Source organism: Sulfitobacter brevis, assembly GCF_900112755.1.
Classification (GTDB): domain Bacteria; phylum Pseudomonadota; class Alphaproteobacteria; order Rhodobacterales; family Rhodobacteraceae; genus Sulfitobacter; species Sulfitobacter brevis.
The window spans coordinates 23,554-47,022 of record NZ_FOMW01000005.1 but is presented as its reverse complement, the minus strand read 5'-3'; the positions used below and the strand labels follow the sequence as shown (position 1 = coordinate 47,022).

At 60.3% G+C, this 23,469-nt stretch carries 23 protein-coding genes; 8 read left to right on the top strand and 15 right to left on the bottom strand.

All coding sequences use genetic code 11. The features are described 5' to 3' along the window. Positions 1-14 precede the first annotated feature (14 nt). The 6 genes from BM174_RS07890 (at position 15) to BM174_RS07865 (ending at position 6,873) form a co-directional block, all read left to right on the top strand. Positions 15-1,472 (top strand): biotin carboxylase, encoded by a 1,458-nt coding sequence (locus tag BM174_RS07890; protein ID WP_093923313.1) that lies wholly within the window; start codon positions 15-17, stop codon positions 1,470-1,472. Positions 1,473-1,492: 20 nt separating this feature from the next. Next, a complete protein-coding gene (locus BM174_RS07885; protein ID WP_093923312.1) occupies positions 1,493-2,464 on the top strand; it encodes a C45 family autoproteolytic acyltransferase/hydrolase in 972 nt (323 codons plus the stop codon). A gap of 124 nt (positions 2,465-2,588) precedes the next feature. Continuing rightward, complete coding sequence (locus BM174_RS07880; RefSeq protein WP_093923311.1) at positions 2,589-3,233, top strand: paraquat-inducible protein A; 645 nt, start codon at positions 2,589-2,591, stop codon at positions 3,231-3,233. A gap of 11 nt (positions 3,234-3,244) precedes the next feature. After that, on the top strand, positions 3,245-3,859 hold the full coding sequence (locus BM174_RS07875; RefSeq protein ID WP_093923559.1) for a paraquat-inducible protein A: 615 nt from the start codon (positions 3,245-3,247) through the stop codon (positions 3,857-3,859). After that, entirely contained in the window at positions 3,859-6,306 is a 2,448-nt protein-coding gene (locus tag BM174_RS07870; RefSeq protein ID WP_093923310.1) for a PqiB family protein, read from the top strand. Before BM174_RS07875 ends, BM174_RS07870 begins: the two co-directional genes overlap by 1 nt. A 3-nt stretch (positions 6,307-6,309) precedes the next feature. After that, positions 6,310-6,873 carry a PqiC family protein gene (locus tag BM174_RS07865; RefSeq protein WP_093923309.1) on the top strand — a complete coding sequence of 188 codons (564 nt, stop codon included), beginning with the start codon at positions 6,310-6,312 and terminating at the stop codon, positions 6,871-6,873. Between the two features lie 15 nt (positions 6,874-6,888). On the opposite strand, the gene BM174_RS07860 is transcribed toward BM174_RS07865, so the two are convergent. The 8 genes from BM174_RS07860 to BM174_RS07825 all read right to left on the bottom strand — a co-directional run bounded on the left by BM174_RS07860 (position 6,889) and on the right by BM174_RS07825 (position 14,683). Further along, positions 6,889-7,872, bottom strand: a complete 984-nt coding sequence (locus BM174_RS07860) for a type II secretion system F family protein (RefSeq protein ID WP_093923308.1) — start codon at positions 7,870-7,872, stop codon at positions 6,889-6,891. A gap of 8 nt (positions 7,873-7,880) precedes the next feature. Next, entirely contained in the window at positions 7,881-8,840 is a 960-nt protein-coding gene (locus BM174_RS07855) for a type II secretion system F family protein (protein ID WP_093923307.1), read from the bottom strand. Then, a complete protein-coding gene (locus BM174_RS07850; RefSeq protein WP_245766299.1) occupies positions 8,840-10,282 on the bottom strand; it encodes a TadA family conjugal transfer-associated ATPase in 1,443 nt (480 codons plus the stop codon). Before BM174_RS07850 ends, BM174_RS07855 begins: the two co-directional genes overlap by 1 nt. A gap of 3 nt (positions 10,283-10,285) precedes the next feature. Further along, entirely contained in the window at positions 10,286-11,821 is a 1,536-nt protein-coding gene (locus tag BM174_RS07845; RefSeq protein ID WP_093923306.1) for a CpaE/TadZ family protein, read from the bottom strand. Between the two features lie 9 nt (positions 11,822-11,830). Next, a complete protein-coding gene (locus tag BM174_RS07840) occupies positions 11,831-12,451 on the bottom strand; it encodes a TadE/TadG family type IV pilus assembly protein (protein ID WP_093923305.1) in 621 nt (206 codons plus the stop codon). Continuing rightward, positions 12,448-12,939 (bottom strand): TadE/TadG family type IV pilus assembly protein, encoded by a 492-nt coding sequence (locus tag BM174_RS07835; RefSeq protein WP_093923304.1) that lies wholly within the window; start codon positions 12,937-12,939, stop codon positions 12,448-12,450. The genes BM174_RS07840 and BM174_RS07835 overlap by 4 nt, the downstream gene beginning before the upstream one ends. After that, positions 12,936-14,399 carry a TadE/TadG family type IV pilus assembly protein gene (locus BM174_RS07830; RefSeq protein ID WP_093923303.1) on the bottom strand — a complete coding sequence of 488 codons (1,464 nt, stop codon included), beginning with the start codon at positions 14,397-14,399 and terminating at the stop codon, positions 12,936-12,938. Before BM174_RS07830 ends, BM174_RS07835 begins: the two co-directional genes overlap by 4 nt. Before the next feature lie 74 nt (positions 14,400-14,473). Then, on the bottom strand, positions 14,474-14,683 hold the full coding sequence (locus BM174_RS07825; protein ID WP_093923302.1) for a Flp family type IVb pilin: 210 nt from the start codon (positions 14,681-14,683) through the stop codon (positions 14,474-14,476). Between the two features lie 341 nt (positions 14,684-15,024). On the opposite strand from BM174_RS07825, the gene BM174_RS07820 reads away from it, so the two are divergent. Then, positions 15,025-15,876 (top strand): helix-turn-helix domain-containing protein, encoded by an 852-nt coding sequence (locus BM174_RS07820; RefSeq protein WP_093923301.1) that lies wholly within the window; start codon positions 15,025-15,027, stop codon positions 15,874-15,876. After that, a complete protein-coding gene (locus BM174_RS07815) occupies positions 15,873-16,361 on the top strand; it encodes an A24 family peptidase (protein WP_093923300.1) in 489 nt (162 codons plus the stop codon). The genes BM174_RS07820 and BM174_RS07815 overlap by 4 nt, the downstream gene beginning before the upstream one ends. Before the next feature lie 5 nt (positions 16,362-16,366). Here the strand turns inward: BM174_RS07815 and BM174_RS07810 are convergent, their stop codons facing one another. The 7 genes from BM174_RS07810 to BM174_RS07780 are packed head-to-tail and all read right to left on the bottom strand — an operon-like array spanning position 16,367 to position 23,464. Then, on the bottom strand, positions 16,367-17,392 hold the full coding sequence (locus BM174_RS07810; RefSeq protein WP_093923299.1) for a transketolase family protein: 1,026 nt from the start codon (positions 17,390-17,392) through the stop codon (positions 16,367-16,369). Next, a complete protein-coding gene (locus BM174_RS07805; RefSeq protein WP_093923298.1) occupies positions 17,389-18,258 on the bottom strand; it encodes a transketolase in 870 nt (289 codons plus the stop codon). Before BM174_RS07805 ends, BM174_RS07810 begins: the two co-directional genes overlap by 4 nt. Beyond that, a complete protein-coding gene (locus BM174_RS07800; protein WP_093923297.1) occupies positions 18,255-19,523 on the bottom strand; it encodes an aminotransferase class III-fold pyridoxal phosphate-dependent enzyme in 1,269 nt (422 codons plus the stop codon). Before BM174_RS07800 ends, BM174_RS07805 begins: the two co-directional genes overlap by 4 nt. After that, positions 19,520-20,566, bottom strand: coding sequence for an ABC transporter ATP-binding protein (locus tag BM174_RS07795; RefSeq protein WP_093923296.1), 1,047 nt, complete (start codon positions 20,564-20,566; stop codon positions 19,520-19,522). Before BM174_RS07795 ends, BM174_RS07800 begins: the two co-directional genes overlap by 4 nt. Then, the gene (locus BM174_RS07790) at positions 20,563-21,585 is read right to left on the bottom strand and encodes an ABC transporter ATP-binding protein (protein ID WP_093923295.1); all 1,023 of its coding nucleotides are present in this window, start codon (positions 21,583-21,585) and stop codon (positions 20,563-20,565) included. Before BM174_RS07790 ends, BM174_RS07795 begins: the two co-directional genes overlap by 4 nt. Next, positions 21,582-22,451 (bottom strand): ABC transporter permease, encoded by an 870-nt coding sequence (locus tag BM174_RS07785; protein ID WP_218152921.1) that lies wholly within the window; start codon positions 22,449-22,451, stop codon positions 21,582-21,584. The genes BM174_RS07790 and BM174_RS07785 overlap by 4 nt, the downstream gene beginning before the upstream one ends. Then, entirely contained in the window at positions 22,448-23,464 is a 1,017-nt protein-coding gene (locus BM174_RS07780) for an ABC transporter permease (protein ID WP_093923294.1), read from the bottom strand. Before BM174_RS07780 ends, BM174_RS07785 begins: the two co-directional genes overlap by 4 nt. Between the last annotated feature and the right edge of the window lie 5 nt (positions 23,465-23,469).

The window sequence follows — 23,469 nt, the reverse complement described above, 5'->3', positions numbered from 1 at the left end:
AAGGACCTTCTAAAATGGCTACAGTTCTGAAAAATATCTCTGAAATCCGCCGGTTCTTTCACCGGAACGAAGACCCTGTTTACTTCATCTCGGCGACCAACTTTAATCTGTTGGGCTTGGACGAATGGGTAAAGAACTTCAAATATATCTGCTACATCGACTGCTACGGCGGCAAGCACCCCAACGTGTTCTGCCCGTCCGAGCAGCCGCATGCGGAATTCCAGTCCATCGAGGACATCAACAATTACTTGCTGCAGCACAAAGAGGTCATCGACTTTATCAAGCGGCGCGGTGGCAAGCCCAAGTTTGTCTTCCTGATGTTCGACGAAGAGACCGAGCGTCTGTCGAAAGAACTCGGCGCCGAAGTCTGGTTCCCCAAGGCCAAGCTGCGCCAGTCGATGGACAACAAGATCGAAACTGTGCGGATCGGCAATAAGGCGGGGGTGCCTTCGGTGCCGAACGTGCTGGCCGAGGTTAAGTCCTATGACGACCTGAAGAAGACCTGTGAGAAGGCCGGTATCGGCCATGATCTGGTGCTGCAATCGGCTTACGGCGATAGCGGCCACACCACCTTCTTTATCAAGTCCGAAGCCGATTTCCGTCGCCACGAGTCCGAGATTATCGGCGAGGGCGAGATCAAGATCATGAAACGGATCGACTGCCGCGGTGCGGCGATCGAGGGCTGTGCCACCAAAGAAGGCACCATCGTCGGCCCGCTGATGACCGAACTGGTCGGCTTTAAGGAGCTGACCCCCTATCGTGGCGGCTGGTGTGGCAACGAAATCCTCGCCACGGCATTCCCGCCTAAGGTGCGCGAGCGGGCGCGTGAGCTGACCTTCAAGTTCGGTGAGCAGCTCCGCAAGGAAGGTTATCGCGGCTATTTCGAGCTCGATTTTCTGATCGACCGGAAAACCGGCGACCTTTGGTTGGGCGAGTTGAACCCGCGCATCACCGGTGCTTCGTCGATGACCAACCACGCGGCCTTCGCCCACGCCGATGCGCCGTTGTTCCTGTTCCACCTGCTTGAGTTCTCCAAGAAGAAGTTCAACCTTGATGTGGATGAACTGAACTCCCGCTGGGCCGATCCGGACAATATCGACGGCTGGTCGCAGATGGTGATCAAGCACACCGATGACAGCGTTGATATCTGTGCGTCCTGCCCCGAAACCGGCATTTATAAGATGAAGGAAGACGGCAGCGTGGTGTTTGACCGTTTCGATTATCACCGCCGCGCGGTCGAATCCGAGAACGAAGCGTTCTTCCTGCGCATCCTGCAACCGGGCGATTACCGCTATGAAGGCGCCGATATCGGCATACTCGTGACGCGGGGCCGGTCGATGACCAAGTCTTTCCAGTTGAATGAGCGGGCGAAAAAGTGGATTCACGGCATCAAGCAAGCCGTAGACGGCAAACCTTTGGCCACTGCTCAGGCTGATCCGTTTCTGTCTGATCCGGCCTTCAAGATCTTGTGAGCCCCCAGAAAGGCCAGCCCATGTTTTGGCGCGCCCTGTCAGAAGAAATGCCCGGACCGAAATGGTCCGGGCTTTTCGCCGAATACTGGCCCGACTACCGCAAGTGGTGGCTCAAGGAAGGTGACGCCGCGCGTCCGACCTATGCCACCAGCCGCCGTGCGCTGACCGAACACATGCCCGAAATGGTGCCGCTTTACGATCAACTTTGCGGGCTGGCAGGGGGCGGAGATCAAGCGGCGCGGTTCCTCAGTTTCTATTGTCCTCCGCCCTACCTCTCGGCCTGTAGTCAGGCGATCTGGGCGGGCAAAGAGCCGGTCATGGTGCGTAATTATGACTATAATCCGAATGCCTTTGACGGGCTGGTGCTGAAAACCGGCTGGCAGGGCCGGCAGGTCATGGGCACCTCGGATGGACTGTGGGGGTTGGTGGATGGGGTCAATGACGCGGGCTTGTCGATCTCGCTGACCTTTGGCGGGCGGCGCATCGTCGGTGAAGGCTTTGGCGTGCCTTTGATCCTGCGCTATGTGCTGCAAACCTGCAAAACCACCGATGAGGCGGCGGCGGTGTTATCGCGAGTGCCGACCCATATGAGCTATAACGTCACCGTGCTGGACGCCAAGCGCAACTATATCACTGCGATGATGGGGCCGGACCGCGAAACCCTGATTACCCGCGCGGCAGTGGCGACCAACCATCAAGAGAATGTCGAGTGGATCAGCCACGCGCGGTTCACTGCCACGGTCGAGCGCGAGCGGTTCTTGCTGCAACGTCTCCGCTTGCACCGCGATCCCGAAGAGAAATTCATCAACGCCTTTCTCAAGCCGCCACTTTACTCGACCGCGTTCAACGCAGGGTTTGGCACGCTCTACACAGCCGTTTACCGCCCGCGCAAACGCGAGATGGAGTTGCGCTGGCCGGGGACGACATGGGCCTTGTCACTTAAAGACTTCGTCGAAGGCGGCCGTTCGGTGCTGATGCCGGCTGCAGCGTAAGGCGCACTTGAATTGCTGCCGCTAAGGCAAGGCAGCCCGCGCGGCGAAATCACGCCGCGTCACGAAAAATGTGCTATACATAAAGTGATTACACACAGACCAAGGTTCCTATAACACTCGTTCCATGAATGATCTCGCCCCTGATACGAGCCTCCCCTTGGCAGAGCTGATTGTCTGTCCACAGTGCGATGCGGCCTATCACCTCAAGGTTCCGGCCCATGGGGAACGGGCGATTTGCCAGCGCTGCGGCAAGGTGCTGATCGCGCCGCGCCGCAATGCGGGGCTGCGGATCATCGCGGTGTCGCTGGCAGTGGTGTTTTTGATCACCGGTGCGGCGGTGTTTCCGTTTCTGACAATTGATGCCGCGGGCAACAAAAACGCGGTATCGGTGATTGATGCCGCACTCGCTTTTGTCGGCGGGCCGATGATCTTGCTGTCGCTGACGACGGCGGCGCTGATCATCGTGGTGCCATTGGCGCGGATGCTGCTGACGATCTATGTTTTGGTGCCGCTGGTGCTGGACCGCCCGCCCGCGCGCCATGCGGTCAAAGCGTTTCGCTTATCGGAGGCGCTGCGACCATGGTCTATGGCAGAGATATTCGTGATCGGCTGTGCGATCGCGCTTGTGAAAGTGGCCGATCTGGCCACAGTCGGTTTCGGTCCGGCATTCTGGATGTTTGGAATTCTTGTTGTCCTCGTAATCGCGCAGGACAACTTTATGTGTAAGTGGTCAGTATGGAACGCTCTGGAACGGCCCCGAAGATCCTGAGCGCGCGGGAGATGGGCATCGTTGCCTGCACGCGCTGCACCAAGGCTTGGCCTTTGGGCACACAGGTCTGCGGGCGCTGTGGCCATGCGCTGGTCTCGCGCGACAGAATGAGCCTACAGCGGGTCTGGGCCTTTTGGGTGCTGGGCGTCATTTGCTATGTTCCAGCCAATATCTATCCGATGCTCAAGACCCAAACGCTGTTTCAGGTCGATGAAAGCACAATCATTGGCGGGGCGGTCGAGCTGGCCACCCATGGCAACCTCGGGATTGCGGCGATCATCCTTTTTGCCTCGGTTGTGATCCCCTTGGGCAAATTCTGGGCCGTGGCATTTCTGGCGCTATCTGTGCAACAGCCGACAGGGCGCGGGCGCCACCAGAGGCAGGTTTTGTACGAAATCGTTGAGTATATTGGCCGCTGGTCGATGATCGACATCTTTGTTGTTGCGATTTTATCATCATTGGTGCAACTCAATACACTTGCATCCATCCATCCGGGCACTGCGGCGATGTTCTTTGCACTGTCTGTGATTTTCACGATGCTGGCTGCGCAGGCCTTTGACTCCCGCATGATCTGGGATGTCCAGGCCAAGACCAAGCCGACTGGCGATAGGGGTTCTGAGACGTAATGAGTGATACACCACCGGACGTATCGGTTTCTCCGGCCCGCAAAGTTTTCCTCAGTGGCGCTTCTATCATCTGGATCCTTCCGATCCTTGCGCTTTTTGTCGCCCTTGCTGTGGCATGGCGCAGCTATAATGACCGTGGCCCGATCATCGAAGTCGAGTTTGTGAATGGCGCAGGCATCGCCGCCGGTGCGACCGAATTGAAGTATCGCGACATTACGGTCGGGGTTGTCGAAAAAGTTGGCTTCACCCAAGGTTTGGAACGCGTTCTGGCCTCGATCCGTATCGACAAGGACGTGGCGCCTTTTGTCGACAGCGACTCGGTCTTCTGGGTCGTGCAGCCTGAAGTAACCGCGCAAGGCATCACAGGGCTGAGCACAGTGTTGAGCGGCGTGCATATCGAAGGCTCATGGAACGACCAGATCGGCACCCCCGCCTACCGCTTTGTCGGCGCGACCGAGGCGCCCCTGATCCGTTCGGGCCAAAGCGGGCTCGAGATCGCGTTTCGTACCTCTGCCAACGGTCAGTTGACCGACAATGCCCCGATCCTGTTCAAAGGCATCGAAGTCGGGCGGGTCGGGCGTGCCAAGATCGCGCCGAAGGGCAACTTCGCGATTGTCGAAGCGCTGATCTATGACGAGCACCGCTCGCTGATCAATGCCTCCACGCGGTTCTGGGATGTCTCCGGCTTCAGCGTTAACATTGGCCCCGGCGGGGCAGAGATCGACTTTTCTTCGCTCGCCACGCTGATCGGCGGCGGCGTGACCTTTGACACGTTTGTGTCAGGGGGTGGCACTGTGCAGGACGGCACGGTTTTCGAGATTTTCCCCGACAAAGAGACCGCACGCAATTCGGTGTTCAACTCCTCCGAAGTTGAGCCTCTCCAAGTCAGTGTAATCTTTGATGACAATATTTCCGGCCTCACTGTCGGCGCTCCGGTTGAATTGAGCGGGTTGAAAATCGGTAAGGTCGATACGCTGAACGGCGTGGTGGATTACAACCAGTTTGGCGACAGCCGCGTGCGGTTGAACGTGAACCTGTCGATCCAGCCCGCACGTTTGGGCTTGCCCGGCGATGTGACGGCTGAAAATGCGCTGAAGTTCCTGTCCGAGAGCGTTGAGGGCGGTCTGCGGGCGCGTCTTACATCGGCGAGCTTGCTGACAGGCGGCCTCAAGGTCGAGCTTGTGAATGTGCCCGATGCACCGCAGGCCAGAATGACCACGACGGAAAACAGTGTGGCGGTAATGCCGACCACAAAAAGCGAAACTTCCGACGCAGCCGCGACTGTTGAGGGGGTGTTTAACCGCATTAACAACCTGCCTATCGAAGAGCTGCTTAACAGCGCCATTTCGTTCATGAACTCGGCAGATGCGCTGGTTTCTGACCCCGATATCCGTGGCACCCCGCAAGACCTGCGCGTGCTGCTTACTGACCTAAGCGAGTTGGTAACTTCGGATGACGTGCAGAACATTCCGGTCTCGCTGAACGCGACGCTGACGCGGGTTGAAAGCCTCGTGACCCAGCTTGAGGAACAGCGTCTCGCGCAAAAGCTGGTCGATGCAGTGGATACCGTCGTCGCCACGGCGAGCAATGTCTCGACCTCTATCGAAGGCGTGCCGGGGCTGATTGCCGATGTGCGGGCTGTGGCGGTCAAGGCCGAAGCGCTCAAGATCGAAGATCTCGTCGCCGAAGTGACAACGCTGGTGGCGACCGCCGAAAAGGTACTGGGTTCAGACGATGCCGCCGCATTGCCGGGCGCGTTGAAAGATGCAGTGACCGAAGTCTCGACCGCACTGCGTGAATTGCGTGAGGGTGGCGCATTGGGTGACATCAACGCGACCTTGGCCTCGGCACGCTCTGCCGCGAACGATATTGCCAATACCACCAAAACATTGCCTGAAATCACCCAACGCCTCTATGGTGTGCTCGACAATGCGGCAGCCGCAGCAGACTCGGTCACCTCATCGGTCGAAGGGGTGCCAGAGCTGGTTGAGCAGATCAAAGCGGTTGCCGCCAAGGCGGAATCGCTTGAGGTCGAAGAGCTGTTGACTGAACTGACCGCCCTGACGAAATCGGTGGATGCGGTCGTTGGCACCGAAGACGCGATTGCCCTACCGGGCGCGCTAAAACGGGCGTTGGACGAGGTGAACTATACTTTGCAGGAATTGCGTGAAGGCGGGGCGGTCGAGAACGTCAACAGAGCCCTCGCTTCGGCCCGCAATGCTGCTGATAGCATCGCGGTTTCCGCCAAAGACCTGCCGCAGATTGTGACACGCCTGACCGCACTGTTCTCACAGGCCAGCACAACGATCGCAGGTTATGATCGTGGCGAAGAGCTGAGCCGTGCCACCAAAGAGACCCTGCGCGATATCCAGAAGGCCGCCGACGCTCTTGCGTCTTTGGCCCGCGCTATAGAACGTAACCCCAATTCACTTTTGCTGGGACGCTAAATCATGACATATGCATCACGCACGTTGATCCTCGGACTGGCCCTTACTCTGGCCGCCTGTGGCACGCCTGAAAGCTTTGCCGTCAAGCCGCCTGTTGTTTCTGAGCAGGTCCGTATCGGGTTTGCCAATGTCGAGGTGCGCGATGTATCCTTGCCGACTTATGCCGCGGCGGATGCGATCCATGTTCAGGATGCAAACGGCACATTGATCAGCTCGACTAAAGTGCTTTGGGCCGATGCGCCGGAACGCGCCATCGCGCTTGAACTCAGCCAGAACCTCGCGAAAATGTCGGGTCGCGCCGTGGCCTCCGAACCTTGGCCATTCGAGGCTTATCCAGATGCCCGCCTTGAAGTGCGTTTCTCCGAGCTTGTCGCAAGTGCTGCGGGCCAGTTTCGCGCCTCGGGTCAATACTTTGTCGGGGTGCCCAGCGGCGGGCGCGAGCGGTCGGGGTTGTTTGACCTCGCTGTGCCGTTCGATCCTGCGGGGGGGCCGGGGGCCATCGCCACGGCGCGGGGCCAATTGATCCTCAACCTCGCCACCTACATTGCGCGCAACGGCCTAAAGTAAGCCGTCGCGGCGGTTTTAATAAATCGCCATATAGCGGATCACGATGGGCGTCAGCGTGATCATGAACAACGCGGGCAACATCAGCAATGACATCACTGCTGACATCTGTACCGGCAGCTTGTTGGCCTTTTCCTGCGCGGCCAATTCGCGCATCTGGCGCATTTCGGTCGCATAGGTCTTGAGCGCTTTTGTCAGGCTGGTGCCGAACTGCAGCGATTGCGAAATCACCAGCGCAAAGGACTTCGCCTCGTCGATACCCATCCGTTCGGCCATCGCGAAAAGCGCGGCTTCGCGGTCTTGTCCCGCCTGAATCTCAAGCTGGAGCAGGATCAACTCATAAGCGACCTCTGGTGCCACCCGGCCCAATTCATGCCCGACGCGGTTGATCGCGGCATCAAAGCCCAATCCTGCCTCGACAGAAATCTGGATCAAGTCCAGCGCGTTGGGAAATGCTGCCGAAATCTTGGCTTTGCGCTTTTTGATGCGGGTATTAAGCCAATAGCCTGGCCCGTAAAACCCTGCCGCGGCGCCCACGGCAGCGATCTGCAACAAGCGCAGACGCGAGACCGACATGACCGCCTCCTGCACCGTGAGCGGCAGAAGATTGGCCTTTAGCATAAAGATCAGCGCAAAGACGATGACCGGCGGAAGCAGCGCAAGGATCAGCCGCCCGAGGAAGAACAGCTCGACCGAGTCGGCGCGGTCAAAGCCCACTTTGGTCAGCTGGAACCGGATCTGCGCCCGCTCGGACGGATCTTCGGGTATCAACGCTTTCTTCCAGCCGCGCGGGTCTGCCTCTGACTTTTTGGTCAGCGACGAGATGCCGGGGTTCATCGATGCGTTCATCTTGCGCAGCCGGTAGACCGAGCGGTCCCGCGTTGTATAGACCCCAGCCGATCCGCCCAAGAGCAGCATCAGCGCAAAGCCCGCGCAGAGCAGGATCAAGGTTTGCGGCTCGGAGAACGAAAGCGCTGCGGCAAGGTCTGGAAATGACAACATGATAGACCTCAATACTGGAATGAAACGAGTTTACGCAGGGCGAGGAAGTTCCCGACCACCAGTGCAACGATGGCGAAGGCGATGGGTTTGAACAGCGGGTCGTCGCTGACGTCGGCATAATAGGACGGTGCGGTTATGGTGGTCGCGAGGTAGATCACGACAGGCAAGGACGACAAAAGGTATGCCGAGATTCGCCCTTCGGAGGAGATCGCCCGCACCCGGCGCCGCATAAGGATCCGGTCGCGCACCACCGTGGACAGTGTGCTCAGCATCTCGGCCAGATTGCCGCCAGTGCCGTGCTGGATATTGATCGAAACAGCAAGGTATTCAACGTCCTCTCGCCCGACGCGCTCGGCAAAGTCGGTGAAGGCGTCTGTCAGGTAGTCGCCGTGGCTAACCTGTTGCGCCAGAATGCGAAACTCGGCCCCGATTGGATCGGCCATAGTGCGTCCGACATTCGCGATGGTGGCATTGACCGGATGTCCAACCCGCAAGCCGCGCATCATCAAATCAAGCGCGTCCGGCAATTGTTGTGTCAGGGCATCGACGCGTTTGTTGTGCCGTGCCATCAGCACTTGGCGCACGCCAAGGCAGGCCAGAACAATACCGGTGGGCAAAGCGAAGTAAAATCCGAGCTTCAGCGACAGGACAACCGTCAGAACCATGGCAATCGAGGCAGTGATCAGGATCAGAAGCGGTTCTTTCCCCTCCAGCCCTGCACGTTGCACGATAAGTGGCAAGTTCCCCACGAAAGGCAGGTCGCGCCCGGTTATTGGCTGGCGCTTTTTCAGCACCATCGCTTCGGCGGTTTTCTGATCGCTGGTGCCGCGCAGGTTCTTGATCCGCTTGGCGGCTGCTTTCTCCTGCGAAGCTTCTGGCGCGAACACCAGGCGCAGGGCCAGCCCGCCAACAAGCAGAACGGCCAAGCCGATCAGGATCGAGATAATATCAGTGCCGAAAAGGTCCATTATGCCACCTGACCGAAGGTGCTGAAGGCATCGGTGGCCAAAGGCACGCCCGACGCCATCAACGATTCAAAGCAATGCGGGCGCACGCCAGTAGCCATCATCCGGCCCTGCACATTGCCATCGGCATCGACACCCATCTTCTTGAAAACAAAGATGTCCTGCATCATCACAACATCGCCTTCCAGACCGACAATCTCGGAAATGCTGGTGACCTTGCGCTTGCCATCGGACAAACGGTTGAGCTGCAGCACAATCTGCAAACCCGCCGCGACCTGCGAACGCACCGCCTGCATCGGGAAATCACCACCGATCATTGTCACCATCTGCTCAAGCCGGCTGATGGCATCGCGCGCGGTGTTGGCGTGGATCGTGGTCATGGAGCCGTCGTGGCCGGTATTCATCGCCTGCAACATGTCAAACGCCTCGGGGCCGCGCACCTCGCCAACCATGATCCGGTCAGGGCGCATCCGCAGGGCGTTGATCAGCAGATCGCGCTGGGTAATGCGGCCATTGCCCTCGGCATTCGACGGGCGGGTCTCAAGGCGTACGACGTGCTCTTGCTGCAGCTGCAATTCGGCGGCGTCTTCGATGGTGACCATGCGGTGACGTGGGTCGATATAGGCTGACAGAGCGTTCAGCATGGTGGTTTTGCCCGATCCGGTGCCGCCAGAGATCAGGATGTTCATCCGGCCTTTCACAGCCGCTTCAAGAAACTGCGCCGCAGGTTTTGATAGCGCGCCGTGCTCCAGCAACTTGTCCATCCGCAGCGGCGTCTTGGAGAACTTACGGATCGACAGGCTTGGCCCGTCGATGGCGCAGGGGCGGATGATCGCGTTGACGCGGCTGCCGTCTTCGAGCCGCGCGTCGACCCAAGGCTGGCTTTCATCAATCCGGCGACCGATGCTCGACACGATCTTGTCAATGATCCGCAGCAGATGCCGCTCGTCACGGAACTGCACGTATGTCCGCTCCAGCAAACCGTTGCGTTCGATAAAGACATTGTTGACGCCGTTAACCAATATGTCGCTGATCGTGGGGTCGGCCAGCAGCGGCTCCAGCGGGCCAAGGCCCAGCACCTCGTCCAGCAACTCGTCCAACAGCGACTGAAAATCAGCCGAGGACATGTGGCGGCCATGCTCTTGCATATAGGTCGCGGTCAGATTGGCAATCTCGCGGCGCAATTCGGCTTTGCTGACCTTATCAAGCTGCGCGAGGTTTAGCTGCTCCAGCAACAAGACATGCAGTTCGCTTTTCAGGCCGCTATAGGCAGCCGTGCCTTCAGACTGGGCTGCGCTGGTAGGGGTGGCAGGTGTGGGCGACTTCGCGGGTTCGGCCACAGGTGCGGGTGCCGTCATTACGGGGGCTGTTTCATTGGGGACCACGGGGGGCGTGGCTTGGCTTGCGGCAGGGGCAGCGGGTGCGGAATGGAACGAGCGGAACATAAATTACCCCTTTGTCTTGTTTGCGAAAATCACTTTGCCGAGCGCGGAAATGGCCTTGGATGCAGCCGCACGTTTGGACTGCAGCACCATTGGCGCGCCGGTATCGCTGGCGCGACGGGCGGCTTTGGGATCAGCGGGGATCCAATAGCTGAGCGGACGACCGATCAACTGGGTGGCTTCTTTCTGCGCGGCACTGCTGAGCACAGGCTTTTTCTGGAAATTCATCACCACATGCAGCGGCAGGGTCATATGCTCTTCGGCGATCAAATCGATCAGCCTACGGGTGCGGCGGATCGCGAGCAGGGACATGTCGCTGACCACCAAAAGCCGCGAAGCTTTTGACAGCACCGGCTCCATCCAGTCGACGACCGCCTGCGGCATGTCGAGGATCACATGATCGTAGCGGGCCTTGAGTGCATCGATCAGGCTGGCCACCATTTCAGGGCGGATCGAGGTGAGCGGGCCAAAGACATCAGGCGCGGTCAGCACGTCAACGCCGCTGCTGTGGCGCACCATTGCTGTGTCGAGAAAAGTACCGTCGGTCGCGGTTTCGCCGCGCAAAAAGCGGGTGGCTTCGGCAGAATCGGGGAGGTCCAGCAACAGCGCGACGGCGCCGTTCTGGATATCCAGATCGACGAGCGCGGTTTTGCCCTCGCCGCTGCGCTTTGCCTGCGCCACAGCCAGATTGACCGCAAGGGTCGTGGCTCCGGCCCCGCCCCGCGCACGAAGCAAGACGGTGATGTCCCCTCCGGCGGAGGCAGGGCGGGTGGCGGCAGACAGGGGGGCAGGCCCCTGTTCATGATGAGGGCGCGGCGTGCGCGGCGTCGCGGCCGGGGCGGGGATGCCCATGGCAGCGGGCGCGAGCGGCGGGGTGGGTTTCGGCATCGGCAACTTGGCTGGTTTGGAGAGGGCGGGGGCCTCTGCCTCAACCGCTTCAGACGTTTCGGCCAGTTCGGGTTCAACAGTCGCTAGCGCTTCGTTTTCCTCCTCACCGCCGGCGTTGAGGTCGTCTTCGAAGTTCGCTTCGGGGTCGAGATCTAGATCAGTGTCGATATTAGGCTCGTCGGGCTCGACAATCTTCTCAATCTCGGCAGCAGCAATCGGAGCTTCCTCAAGGTCCTCGGCGACAGGAGCTTCGCTGGCCACTTTCATCACCAACACTTCTTGCACCCCAGCGGCCCGCAAGGCGGCTTGGTCTGCGTCAGGCAAGTCGGTCGGCGTGATCGCAACAATCTGCATTCCGGGATGGCGGGCGCGAATGGCAGACAGCGCGGCGTTGTCATCTTCGCTAAGCTGAAATACCAAAACATTGGGGACATGATTTGCGCTGGCAAGGACATCCACCACACTAGCGAGGGCGCCTGAGTGGATACGCCCTGTGACGCTTGCGTCGCTGGCCATCTCGCTTTGCAGCATTTGTGCCATCGCCGGATCCTGCGTCACGATCAGGACCTTGGTGCGCGCAGGCGCAGGTGCCTGTGTCGCGGGGGTGATCGCCGACGCGACCTGCTTTTCGATATCGTGATGCGCAAGTGTCATGTCAAAGTCCTATTTTAGGTCTTCAGAAGGGAGGGAGGCGCTGAGCGACGGGAACACGAAACTCGCACCAAGCTCGTTCGTGTCGTTGGCTCCGGCCAAGGCGGCAAGCGCCCCGAGTGGGGAGATGAAATCGAACTGCAGATCGACGATCGTCACCGTCACGATCGGGGCATAGGGCGCGCCGACGCGGTTAAGTTCGGGGTCGAAGCTGTAGCTGAATTGCAGGTTGTCTGGCACGGCGTTGACGGGCAGCAGCGGCTCGATCTGCGCCCAGATCGTTGCGGAGGTCGCGTTGCCGGAGGCGCCGGTGCAAGACACGGTCTCGGCCTCGACACACAGGCCAGCGCGCGCGGTGCACGCCGTACCGTTAGGCAGATCGACCGACAGGGTGCCGAGCAGTCCGCGCTGGTTGACGGTAGGTACGTCCTCGCAGGCGACGGGGCGCACGGTTGCCATGCGTACAGCCGTTTCCATCGCTTTCTCGGCCATGACGTTTGAAAACCCGAGGCGGGCGAAATCGATGATGCCAAAGACCAGCAGGAAGAAAATGCACAGCACCACCGCGAACTCGATCAAGACCGAACCCGTTTCATCAGTTGAGAACCGCCGGAGGAGACCTGTGTCGCTCATAGCCCCAGCACCCTTGTGCTGTCTGTGACGCTGGTGCGTATGGTTTGGACGTTGACGCCAGCGATGGAGAACAGCCCCGCAAACGGCACGCCGATATTTAGGTTGGCTGTTACGGTCGCTACGGGGGCTGCACCGCCCCGATAGCTGCCTGCAATGCACGCCAGTTCGGAAGTCACAGCAGAGATCGAAACCGCAGTCGGAAACAGGGTTGCGCCTGATTGCGTGGTCCGCACGATCTCGAGCAACTTGTCGTTCCATTCAGTGGTCGAGCCGCCGTTGACGCAGATATCGGCATCGACGACGCGGCTCAGGTAACGCGTTGCGTCCCGCACACCGGATATGGTGGTCTGATAAGACCAGAACGTCCGACCGCCTTCAAAGCACAGACCAAGAAACAGCAGTGCCATAGGCAGCAGCAGTGCGAATTCCACCAGTGCGGCACCGCTTTCGTCTTGCCAGATCGGCGTAAGGATACGGGGCAATTTCATTCCACCAGCCTCACGATATCTTTCACTTCGGTATCCAGATTGCCGCCGCCACAACCGCCACCCAGGCAGGCGGTGATCTCGACGGAGAGCTTGCCGCCGGAGACAGGACCAAGCGCGAAGACTTCGAAAAACTGTTGAACAGGGGGGACGGAGACAGCTGCATCAACGTTGGCAGACAGGCAATCGATGCCAGCTACAACCATCAGCCGGCGGGTCGGATCCTTATTGGGCTGGGGCGCGCACATCTGTCCGGTGAACCCGCCCAGCAGGTTACCAATGACGGGTATGCCCGTGACCTGCGCAGATGCTGCAATCTCGGCTTGGTAGAATGCGAAACGCGTCCGCGCGGAGGGGTGCGGATCAGTGCCCTTATAGTGGGCATTGATATAGGCGGTACGTCCGGCCTCCCACGTGCCATCGCCTTGTATGCCGCAAGCGCCTGAGCTTACACAATCATCAGCAGGCAAGCCGAGATCGCCGCCAGCGCCGGACCCGCCGCCCAAAAGCCCGTTAAGAAGGCCGGGCAGAAAATTGCACTGGCCCAATCTGTTCGTGATACCAGTCAACACGTTGGGCGCACCGGAAAAGGCCGGGTTGTTTTGAAGTCCGGCCGCGACTCCGCCAAATTGGTCAAAGCGGGTGTTAATAGCATCCAGCACGCCTGAGCCTGATATATCAGCAGAAAGCTCAAGCCCACCGCGCCCTGTGCAGGCGGTTTCCGGTTCGCGCGATGCGATCAGGCAGGCTTCGAGGCTGCCGCCCAACAAGCCCGCACAAATGCTGAGCCCGTCCAGTGCATTGGTAAGCGAGTTCACGGCGCTCAGCTGGCCGGGCAACAACTGACCGATGCCGACGGTGGCTTGAAGTTCGAGAGTTTGGCCAATGCTGGTAGCGGCATCAAAGTCGATGGTCGGCAGGCACACGGCCACTGGAGCAACGTTGCAGGCCTCAAGAGAAAAGCCTGCGGTGGCTTGTGCAGAGGTCTCGCCAGAGTTTTCACGGGTCCCGCTCAACGCGGCGAAAGCGGCACCGAGGCCGGGGGCCACGCGGCGTGGGTTAACACGCGTGGTCACAAAACGCGCGTTGTGCGGGTTGGTGGTGACGCGGGCAGCATCGCTTGAGAACTGACCGTCTGATCCGGGGGAGTAAAATGTTAAGGTGAAATCCTCGGCACCCAGAGCGGCACCGCCATCACCATACGTCTGGGTGTCACGGATCAATGTCGTCGCCGCTGTCTGTGCCCGCGAGATGGCGTCGGCGCGACCGTCAAGTTCTGCTGCGGCAGAGAGGCTGACTGAATCAGCAAAGGACTGTAGTTCGGCCTGCGTCGTGGCGAGGCGGCCAATGTCGAAAATGATACCGATGAGCCCCAGAAAAATCACCAACGCCAAAGCCCAGATCACAAGGACGCCGCCGTCTTCGCTTTCTTTGATTGCTTTGAGGGAGGAGCGGGGGGGCATGGATATCGCTTTCAACAGAACCGATAAAAAGGGCCCGCTCCGGCCTGAAAGACCGGAGCGGGGTAGGCATAGCCTTAAATGGAGCCACCGCTATCAGCCTCTGCAGCTTGGGCTGGCATCGCGTCGCCGGCCGCATTCATGGTGGCGCCGACATCGTCGCCCAAAGCAATAAGCGCACCGGCGCCAAGGGTCACAGCAAGGCTCAATGCGATGCCGTATTCAACCAGTGTCGCGCCTTCTTCACAGGTGCGGAAACGGGTCCAGAGGTTTGTAAATTTGTTCATCGTTGTGTTCCTATTAATGGGGGCGGATTGGCCCAGTGATTTTGGCCCTCACTGGGCCGCCGATGAATAAAAATTTACTAGAATTGCGTAGGGCTCACATCATTCATGTGGATGAGTGAGTGGGGCCATATCGCGGCATGTGTGCGGCTTTGGTACTGCTCGTAGGGCGTGAAAAACTCCCCTAGCGCGGGAAATTCGCACCAAACACCATAAACCTTACGTATTTTCATTAACGAAAGTGGCGTTTTGGTGGTTCTGCCATCTTTCTGCCGTTTTGTGGACGTGCTGTACCTTTGTTCACCCTGCAATTAGGGGATGGCGCAATAAGACAGAGCATCAATATGGCACAACACATCGTTAGAGATCGTTCGCAGGTCATCCCTTTTCCAGAGGCGAATGACCTGCAATTGCGGATTTCCCGCAGCTTTGCGCTGCTCAATGATTTTCACGCGGCAGTTTCGGGCCGCTCAGCGCTCGGGGATGTGCTTGCGGTACTCTCGCGCCAGACCGATGCGCTAAATATCGCGATGTACCGGCTGAGCGGCGGGCGGGCGCATCCGATTGCGGGCGCAACCCATGCGTTGCTGACCTCCAAGCCCGAGGTGAGCAGTGGCAAGTTGGCGAGCTATTTGCGCGATACCCGGCTGGATGCGCTTGTGCCGGGGTCAATCTGGCGGCTTTCGCGGCTTAGAAAAGAAACGAGCTTCGCGCGCTCCTCGGCAGCGGCAGAGTGGAGCAAGCGCCCTGAGGTCAATGAAGTCAGCCTGGTCATATTGCATGCGAACACCGAGCAGATTGATGCCATCGAGATGATCTTTGATCAGCCGCCCAAACTGCACCCGCAGTTGCACCCCTCACTGGTTACCACGGCCCTGGCCGAGGCCTGGGCGCTGCGGGTTAAGGGGCTGGCGGGGCGGATCATCCGCTCGAACGGACGCTCGCAGGCCATGCCGGAGCGCTATCTTGGCGGGGATATCCTGACCGCCGCCAATCCGTGTGGCCTCAGCCGTGCCGAGTTGCGAGTCTGCGAGCTTCTGGCGATTGGCACAAAGGCCAAAGACATCGCCGCGACTCTGGAGTTATCTGTGCCTACAATCCGCACGCATCTGCGCAATATCTACGCCAAGACATCAACCAGCGGCCAATTGGAGCTGATCACCGTGATCAACGACTCGCGTCAGGCAAGTGAATGAACGGACCTGTGGATTTGCAACTCCCGGTAAGTTGGATCATCGCGCCCCTGTTGGTTTGCGTCATCCTCTATGACATGCGCTTTATGCGCATTCCCAACCGGCTGGTGCTGGTCATTCTGGTCGTCGCCGTTGGCAGTCTGGCATTCTCCGTGTCGCTGGAACAGATTGTCTGGCGTGCGGCTGCTGCGGCAGTTGTTTTTGTTTTTGGATTGACGCTTTTTGCGCTGCGGCTCATGGGCGGAGGCGATGTGAAGCTTCTCGCTGTGCTGACCTTGCTGATCCCCACAGACGCGCTGGCGGTCTTCGCGCTGGTGCTGTCGGTGGGAATCGTCGCGGGTGTGGTGCTGCTGATGGTGTTGCGCGCTGCGCTGAAGAATCGCGAAACCGGTTGGCGCGGCATAGAGGATCACAGCCGCTTTCCGCTGGGGTTGAGCATTGGGCTGTCAGGCTTGGCATTTCTGGCCTTGGCGCCAAGCCTGACATAGCGCGACTACTTTTCTAAAAAGGACTTTGCGACCTCGGTAATGCCCGCTGCATCCAGCTTGTAATGGGCATAAAGTGCAGCAGGCGGGCCGACCTCGACATATTTATCGGGCACCCCATGTTTGCGAAACCGGATGCGGGGCAGATCAACCAGCACATCCGCGACGGCTGAACCCAAACCACCTGTCACGTTATGCTCCTCAACCGTGAGGATCGCGCCAGTGTCATCCGCCGCCGCGCGTATTTCCTCGCGGTCCATCTCGTCGATGGTGAACATATCCACCACCCGCACTGATATGCCCTGCTGTTGCAGAGCCTCTGCCGCGTCAAGCGAGGCCCGTACCTGCGAGCCGCAGGTGATGAGCGTCAGATCGGTGCCTTCCCGCAGGCGAAGGGCGCGGCCAAATTCAATTTCGGGCACGGTGTCATACACGACCGGATCGCGGCCCCGACCCAGCCGGATATACATCGCACGCGGATGTTCGACCGAGGCGCGCAGGATCGCTCGCAGATGGTTGGCGTCGGTCGCACAGACCACCGTCAGGTCGGCCATGCACCGCAACATTGCCAGATCTTCCAAGGCATGGTGCGAGCTGCCGTAGAAGCCCATCGACATGCCCGAATGGCTGCCCAGCACGCGGACCTTCATCTTTGGGTAAGCGCAATCGGTGCGGATCGCCTCGGCACCCAGAATGGCGGCAAAACTGGCAAAGGTCGCGACGTAAGGGATAAGCCCTGTCGACGCCATGCCCGCCGCCGCGGTGATCATGTTCTTTTCAGCGATGGAGAAGTTCACAAAACGGTCGGGATGGCGATCGCGAAAATCGTTGGTGCGGTTGGCCGAGGCCAGATCAGCCGTGGCCACCACGATGCGCGGGTCGGTATCGGCGATATCGGCCAGTTCCTCGCCGAGCACAAAGGCGGGCATACCTGCCTTGGGGGTGCCACGGACCGAACGGGCGTCGCGCAGACGGGTGCTGCCTGTGGTGGTGCCGCGGAAGATTTCGCTTTCGTCTTGCATATCGGTGGTCATAGCGCCGCCTCCGGTTCAAAGGGTTTCAGTCCGGCGTCGAGCTCGGCCATCACATCATCATAATCTTCGCCCACCAGATTGCCGACATGCCAGTCGAGCGACATTTCCATCCGCGCTACGCCGCGCCCCTTTACGGTATCGGCAATGATCAGTTGGGGCTTGCCGCTTGTGGTGGTCGCAAGGGCCGCAAATGCAGTCTGAATGGCGCCGAGGTCATGGCCATCGATGCGCTGAACGTCCCAGCCGAAGGCTTCGAAGCGTTTGTCCAGCGGCTCGACACTCATAATGTCCTCGGTATGGCCGTCAATTGACAGCCCGTTGCGGTCAACGATGGCCACAAGATTGTCCAGTTTGTAGTGACCTGCGCAATTCGCGGCCTCCCAAATCTGGCCCTCGCTGAGCTCGCCGTCTCCCAGCATCACATAGGTGCGGTACGCACGTTTGGTCATCCGTGCCGCCAGCGCCATGCCGACACCAACCGACAGCCCGTGACCAAGCGATCCGGAAGAGAAATCCAGCCCTCTGACCTTCTTCATGTCGGGATGATCGCCATAGTTGGAACCGAGCCGCGTGTAGGTATCAAGCTCCGAAGGGTCGAAGTAGCCCAGATCCGCCAGCACCGGATAAAGCCCGATGGCGGCATGACCTTTGGACATAACAAAGCGGTCCCGTTCGGGCCAGTCGGGCTGCGCGGGCTCGATCGACATCTGATCGTAGTAGAGAACCGAGAGCAGCTCCGCGCAGGAGAAGGTGGAGGAATAATGCCCAGCCCCTGCGATGCGCGACAGGCGCACCGTTTCCTTGCGGATGAATTTGGCCCGGTCTTTGAGGACAGCGAGGGTAACGTTGCGAGGCGCGGTAGTCATGCGGCTTCTCCTGATGGCAGGGGGCGGGTTTTGGCGAGCGCGGCAAAGGCGCCCTCGGTCGCGTCAAGCGCGCTGTCAATCTCTGCATCTGTATGCGCCGTGCCGAGAAACATGTTGTGGCGGTGGTGCAGATAAACCCCCCGCCGCAGAGCCTCGGTGCAGAAGGCATCGCCCAGAGTGGCGGTCGCGTCGTCGCCGTTGAATTGCACCAAGGGCATGGCGGGCGGACCGGATTGGCGCAGCTCAAAACCATAGTGAGCCGCCTGCGCGTCTAACCCGTCGCGCAAGCGCTGGCCGGCCCGTTGCATCACCGCCGGGCCGTCGATGCGGGACAACTCGTCCAGCGTGGCAATAGCGGCGGCCATCTGGGCACCGGAATACCAGAATGATCCGGTGACAAAGACCCGCGACGCGGCTTCGCGAAACCGGTCGTTGCCGGTCACAGCGGCCAAAGCATGGCCGTTTGCGATGGCCTTTGAAAATGCGCTGAGATCGGCGGCAACCCCGTGGGTTTGCCACGATCCGGCGAGGTTGAGGCGAAAGCCCGCTCGCACATCATCGACAATTAAGGCCGCACCGGCATAATCGCAGGCAGCGCGTGCCGCTTTGGCAAAGGCTGCGCTGGGCATTTCTTGCGGCACGCCGAGGTCATGCCGAAAGGCTGAGACGACGATGGCAGCCAAATCCTCTCCGGCAGCTTCCACGGCCTGCGCGAGGCTCGCCGTATCGTTGAAGGTGAAGTGGAGAAGATGGGCGCGGTCTTCGCTGGTCACCCCCACCAGCGAGGGCGAGCACCATGGCACTGCACCGTGATAGGCACCGTGGGCGACCAGCACTTTGCGGCGTCCGGTTTCGGCGCGGGCGACGGTGACGCAGGTGGTCATCGCGTCCGACCCGTTCTTCTGGAACAGCGCCCAGTCGGCGTGTGTGACCATCGCGACCAGCCGCTCGGCCAGCGTTACCGCGTGTTCGGTCGGGCCATTAAGGCACACGCCTTGCGCTGATTGCTGCGCGACAGCGGCCTCCACAGTGGGGTGCAGGTGGCCCAGAATGACAGGCCCCCAAGCGCACATGAAATCAATATACTCGCGCCCGTCCACATCGGTCACCCGCGCGCCTTTGCCGCTGGAGAAGTACTGCGGATAGCCGCTGGGCAAGGCGGCGGCGCGTTGATGGCCCCACATGCCGCCCGGAATAACGTAGGCGGCTCTTTCGCGCAGGATGCGGTCACGGGGCGAATTGGTCTGGGCGTGTTGCAAGGTCATGCACCCTCTCCGGTTTGCAATGTTGATGGGGTGGCGCGGGCAGTTGCCTCGGTGCCCGCAGGGTCGGGAAAGTGGCAGGCTACGGCATGGGCGGTGTCTTCCAGCAGCGGCCGCTCGGCGGCGCAGAGCGGCCGGGCACGCGGGCAGCGGGTGCGAAAGCTACACCCTGATGGCGGGTTCAGCGGGCTGGGCAGATCGCCTTCCAGCACAGTGCGTGCGCGTTTACGCTCGGCCCGCGGGTCGGCCAAGGGGATCGCCGACAGCAGCGCTTGGGTGTAGGGGTGGCGCGGATTATCGAACAGATCGGAGGCGCGGCCCGTTTCAACAATCCGGCCTAGATACATCACCCCGATCCGGTCCGAGACATAGCGTACGACGCTCAGATCATGGGCGATGAAGACGTAAGCGATGTTCAATCGCTCTTGCAGGCTGCGCAGCAGGTTCAACAGCCCCGCCTGTATCGAGACATCCAGCGCCGAAACCGGCTCGTCCAGAACTATCACTTTGGGATTGACCGAGATTGCCCGCGCGATACCGATCCGCTGGCGTTGCCCGCCCGAAAGTTCGTGCGGATAGCGATCAGCAACGTCGGCAGGCAGTTGCACCAGAGATATCAGTTCCGCGATGCGGGCGGCCTCGGTCTGCGCGTCAAGCTTGAGCAAACGCAGCCCTTCAGCCAGGATGCGCCGTATTGTCATGCCCGGATGCAGTGAGGACATCGGGTCTTGGAAGACGATCTGCAAGTCCTGCCGCAGCGGGCGCATCTCGGCGGCGTTCAGATGGGTAATGTCGGTTCCGGCGAGCAACACCTCGCCTTGGGTGGGATCGATCAGCCGCAGGATACAGCGCCCCAAGGTCGACTTGCCGCAGCCGCTTTCGCCGACCAGCCCGAAGGTCTCGCCTTGGGCGACGCGAAAGCTGACGTCACTGACGGCCTGCAACATCTGCGCAGGTTTGGTGCCCAGCAGGTTAGAGCCGATGGGGAACACCTTTGACAGGTTGCGCACGTCGAGCACGGGAGGAGTGAGATTATGCAAGCTCATACCGGCAGGCTTTCGCTAAGCGGCGCGGTGGGCCGGACGGTCCCGGCGGCGATCTCTTCGGCGCGCAGACAGGCCGCACGGGTGGTGCCGATCTGGCGCAGTTCGGGGTCGGTTTCATGACAGGCGGGCAGGGCATAGCCACAGCGCGGCGCAAAGCTGCAGCCTTGCGGGCGGTCAAAGATCGACGGCGGTGTGCCGTCTATGGGGGTCAGCAGGGTGCCGACGCTTTCAAGCGAGGGCATCGCCGCGATCAACCCGCGGGTATAGGGGTGGCAGGTGTCGTAGAACACGCTGTCAGCGCTGCCGGTCTCGACGACGCGGCCACTGTACATCACCGATATATCCCGCGCCATGCTCGCGACCACGCCAAGGTCATGGGTGATAAGCACCATGCCGATGTCGCGCTCTTGGGCCAGTCGTCGCAGCAGGTCGAGGATTTGCGCCTGTACTGTGACATCTAGTGCAGTGGTCGGCTCGTCCGCGATAAGCAGGCTGGGGTTGTTGGCAAGTGCCATGGCGATCATTGCCCGCTGCCGCATCCCGCCGGAGAATTCGTGGGGATATTGTTGCGCCCGCCGCTCTGGTTCGGGTATCGAGACCGAGGCCAGCAAGTCGATGGTTTGGGCCAGGGCCGCGCGTTTGCTGATCTTTCGATCATGCAGGCGGATCGCCTCGATGATTTGGGCACCGATCGTGAGCACCGGGTTAAACGCGCTCAGCGGATCCTGGAAGATACAGCCGATCTCGCGCCCCAGAATATGCCGTATCTGTCGCTGCGGCATGCCGATCAACTCGCGCCCTTTAAACTTGGCCGAGCCGCTGACCCGCGCTTGGGCGGGCAACAGTTGCAGCAAGGCCATCATCGCGACTGATTTACCGGACCCGCTCTCTCCGACAATGCCCAGCACCTCGCCAGCGTTAAGCGTGAAATCGACGCCCCGAACCGCCTCGACAAAGCCGGACGGCCCCCGAAACGCAGCGCGCAGGTCGCGTATCTCCAGCAGCGGCGCGGCGGTCATTGTGGCCCCCTGCGGTCAAAGATGTCGCGCAGACCGTCGCCCAGAAACGAGGTGGCCAGCACCACCGAAAGGATAGCCATGCCGGGGCCGAATGCGATCCACCAGCTATAGAATTTTGACGCCCCTTCGGAAATCATGCTGCCCCATTCAGGGCTCGGCGGCACCGCACCTAAGCCGATGAAGCTTAGCGAGGCGGCCAGCAGCGCGACTTGACCGAAGTCCATCGTTGCGTTGATCAGGGTCGGCGTCCAGCACAGCGGCAGGATGTGCACGACCAACACCCGGCCCCGCCCTGCGCCGCCGGCAATCGCAGCCTCGACATGCTCGCGGGTGCGCACTTCAAGCACCTGGGCGCGCATCAACCGGGCATAGATCGGCCACCAGACGATGATCATCGCCAGCCCCGCATTGGGCAAACCCGGACCCAGTGCGGCGGCGACGGTCATCGCCAGCAGGATCGGCGGGAACGACAGCGTCACATCGGCGGTGCGCATGATGACCGCGTCGAACCAGCCGCCGAAATAACCCGCAATCGCGCCAAGCGCAGAGCCGATGACGACAGCAAAGACCACCACCATCACCGCAACGGGGATGGTATAGGCCGCCCCGTGCAGTGTGCGGGAAAAGACATCACGCCCCAAGGCATCAGTGCCAAGCCAGTGAGCGCCACTGGGGGGCTGCAATCTGCGGCCCGCCATCATCAATGGATCAACCAAGGGCCAGAACTGAACGCTTACCACGGTAATGGCCCAGAACAGCAGGATCAGCACCCCGATTTTACCTGTTAATGGCAGCCTGCCAAAGAGAGCGCGGCCAGATGAGAGAGCCCGCATACGGGCGCGCGGTGAGGTGCTCGCCATGCTCATCCTGACACCTTGATGCGTGGATTGGCCCAAGCGTAAGCGATGTCGGTCGCGAGATTGGCAAGCAGGAATGCCGTGGCCCCGACAATCGTCACGCCGCCAATTGCCGGATAATCCAGAGAGCGTGCCGCCGCGACCGCATAGGAGCCGATGCCGGGCCAGCTAAAAATTGCCTCGGTCAAAACCGCACCGGTGATCAGATAGGCGAAGGTAAAGCCCAAGACGGTGAGTACAGGGATCAGCGCATTGCGCAAAGCGTGGTTGATCAGCACGACCCGCTCGGGCGCGCCTTTGGCCCGCGCGGTGCGCACATAATCCTGGCTCAACGCCTCCAGCAGAGACGACCGCACCAGCCGCGCCACAATCCCGACCACCGACCAACCCAATACAAAGGCGGGCAGGGCGAGGTGGCTCAAGGTCTGGCCGAGCAGCGCCCAGTCGCCTGCCAGCAGCGAGTCGATAGAATAAAAGCCGGTGATATGTTCAGGCGGCGTGCTGCGCGCGTCGAGCCGACCTGTGCCGGGGGTCCATTTAAGCTGGACCGAGAAAATATAGAGCATAATCAGACCAGACCAGAAGATCGGCAGTGACGATCCCAGCAGGGCAAAACCCCGCGCGGCGTTGTCAAACAGCGAATAGCGGAACCGCGCCGACAACAGACCAATGCCCATCCCGAAGGTGGTGCCAATGATCATTGCGGCAGTCACAAGTTCCAACGTGGCAGGCAGGCGGTCGGCGATGTCGCGGGCTACGGGGCGGCGGGTGTTGAACGAGGTGCCCATATCGCCCTGCACCAGGTTCTTCATGTAGATTACGTAGCGAACCGGTAGCGGTTGATCGAGACCCCACTGCGCCTTAACCGCGCTGACAATCTCGGGGTTGTTCATCATCCGTTCAGGCACAAGGGCGGAGAGAGGATCGCCCTTGGTGCTTTGCGAGAGAAGGAAGGCCACGCTGGCAACACCGAACAGGAGGAACGGCACCCCCAAGATGCGGCGTATGATGTATCGCAGCATGGCCT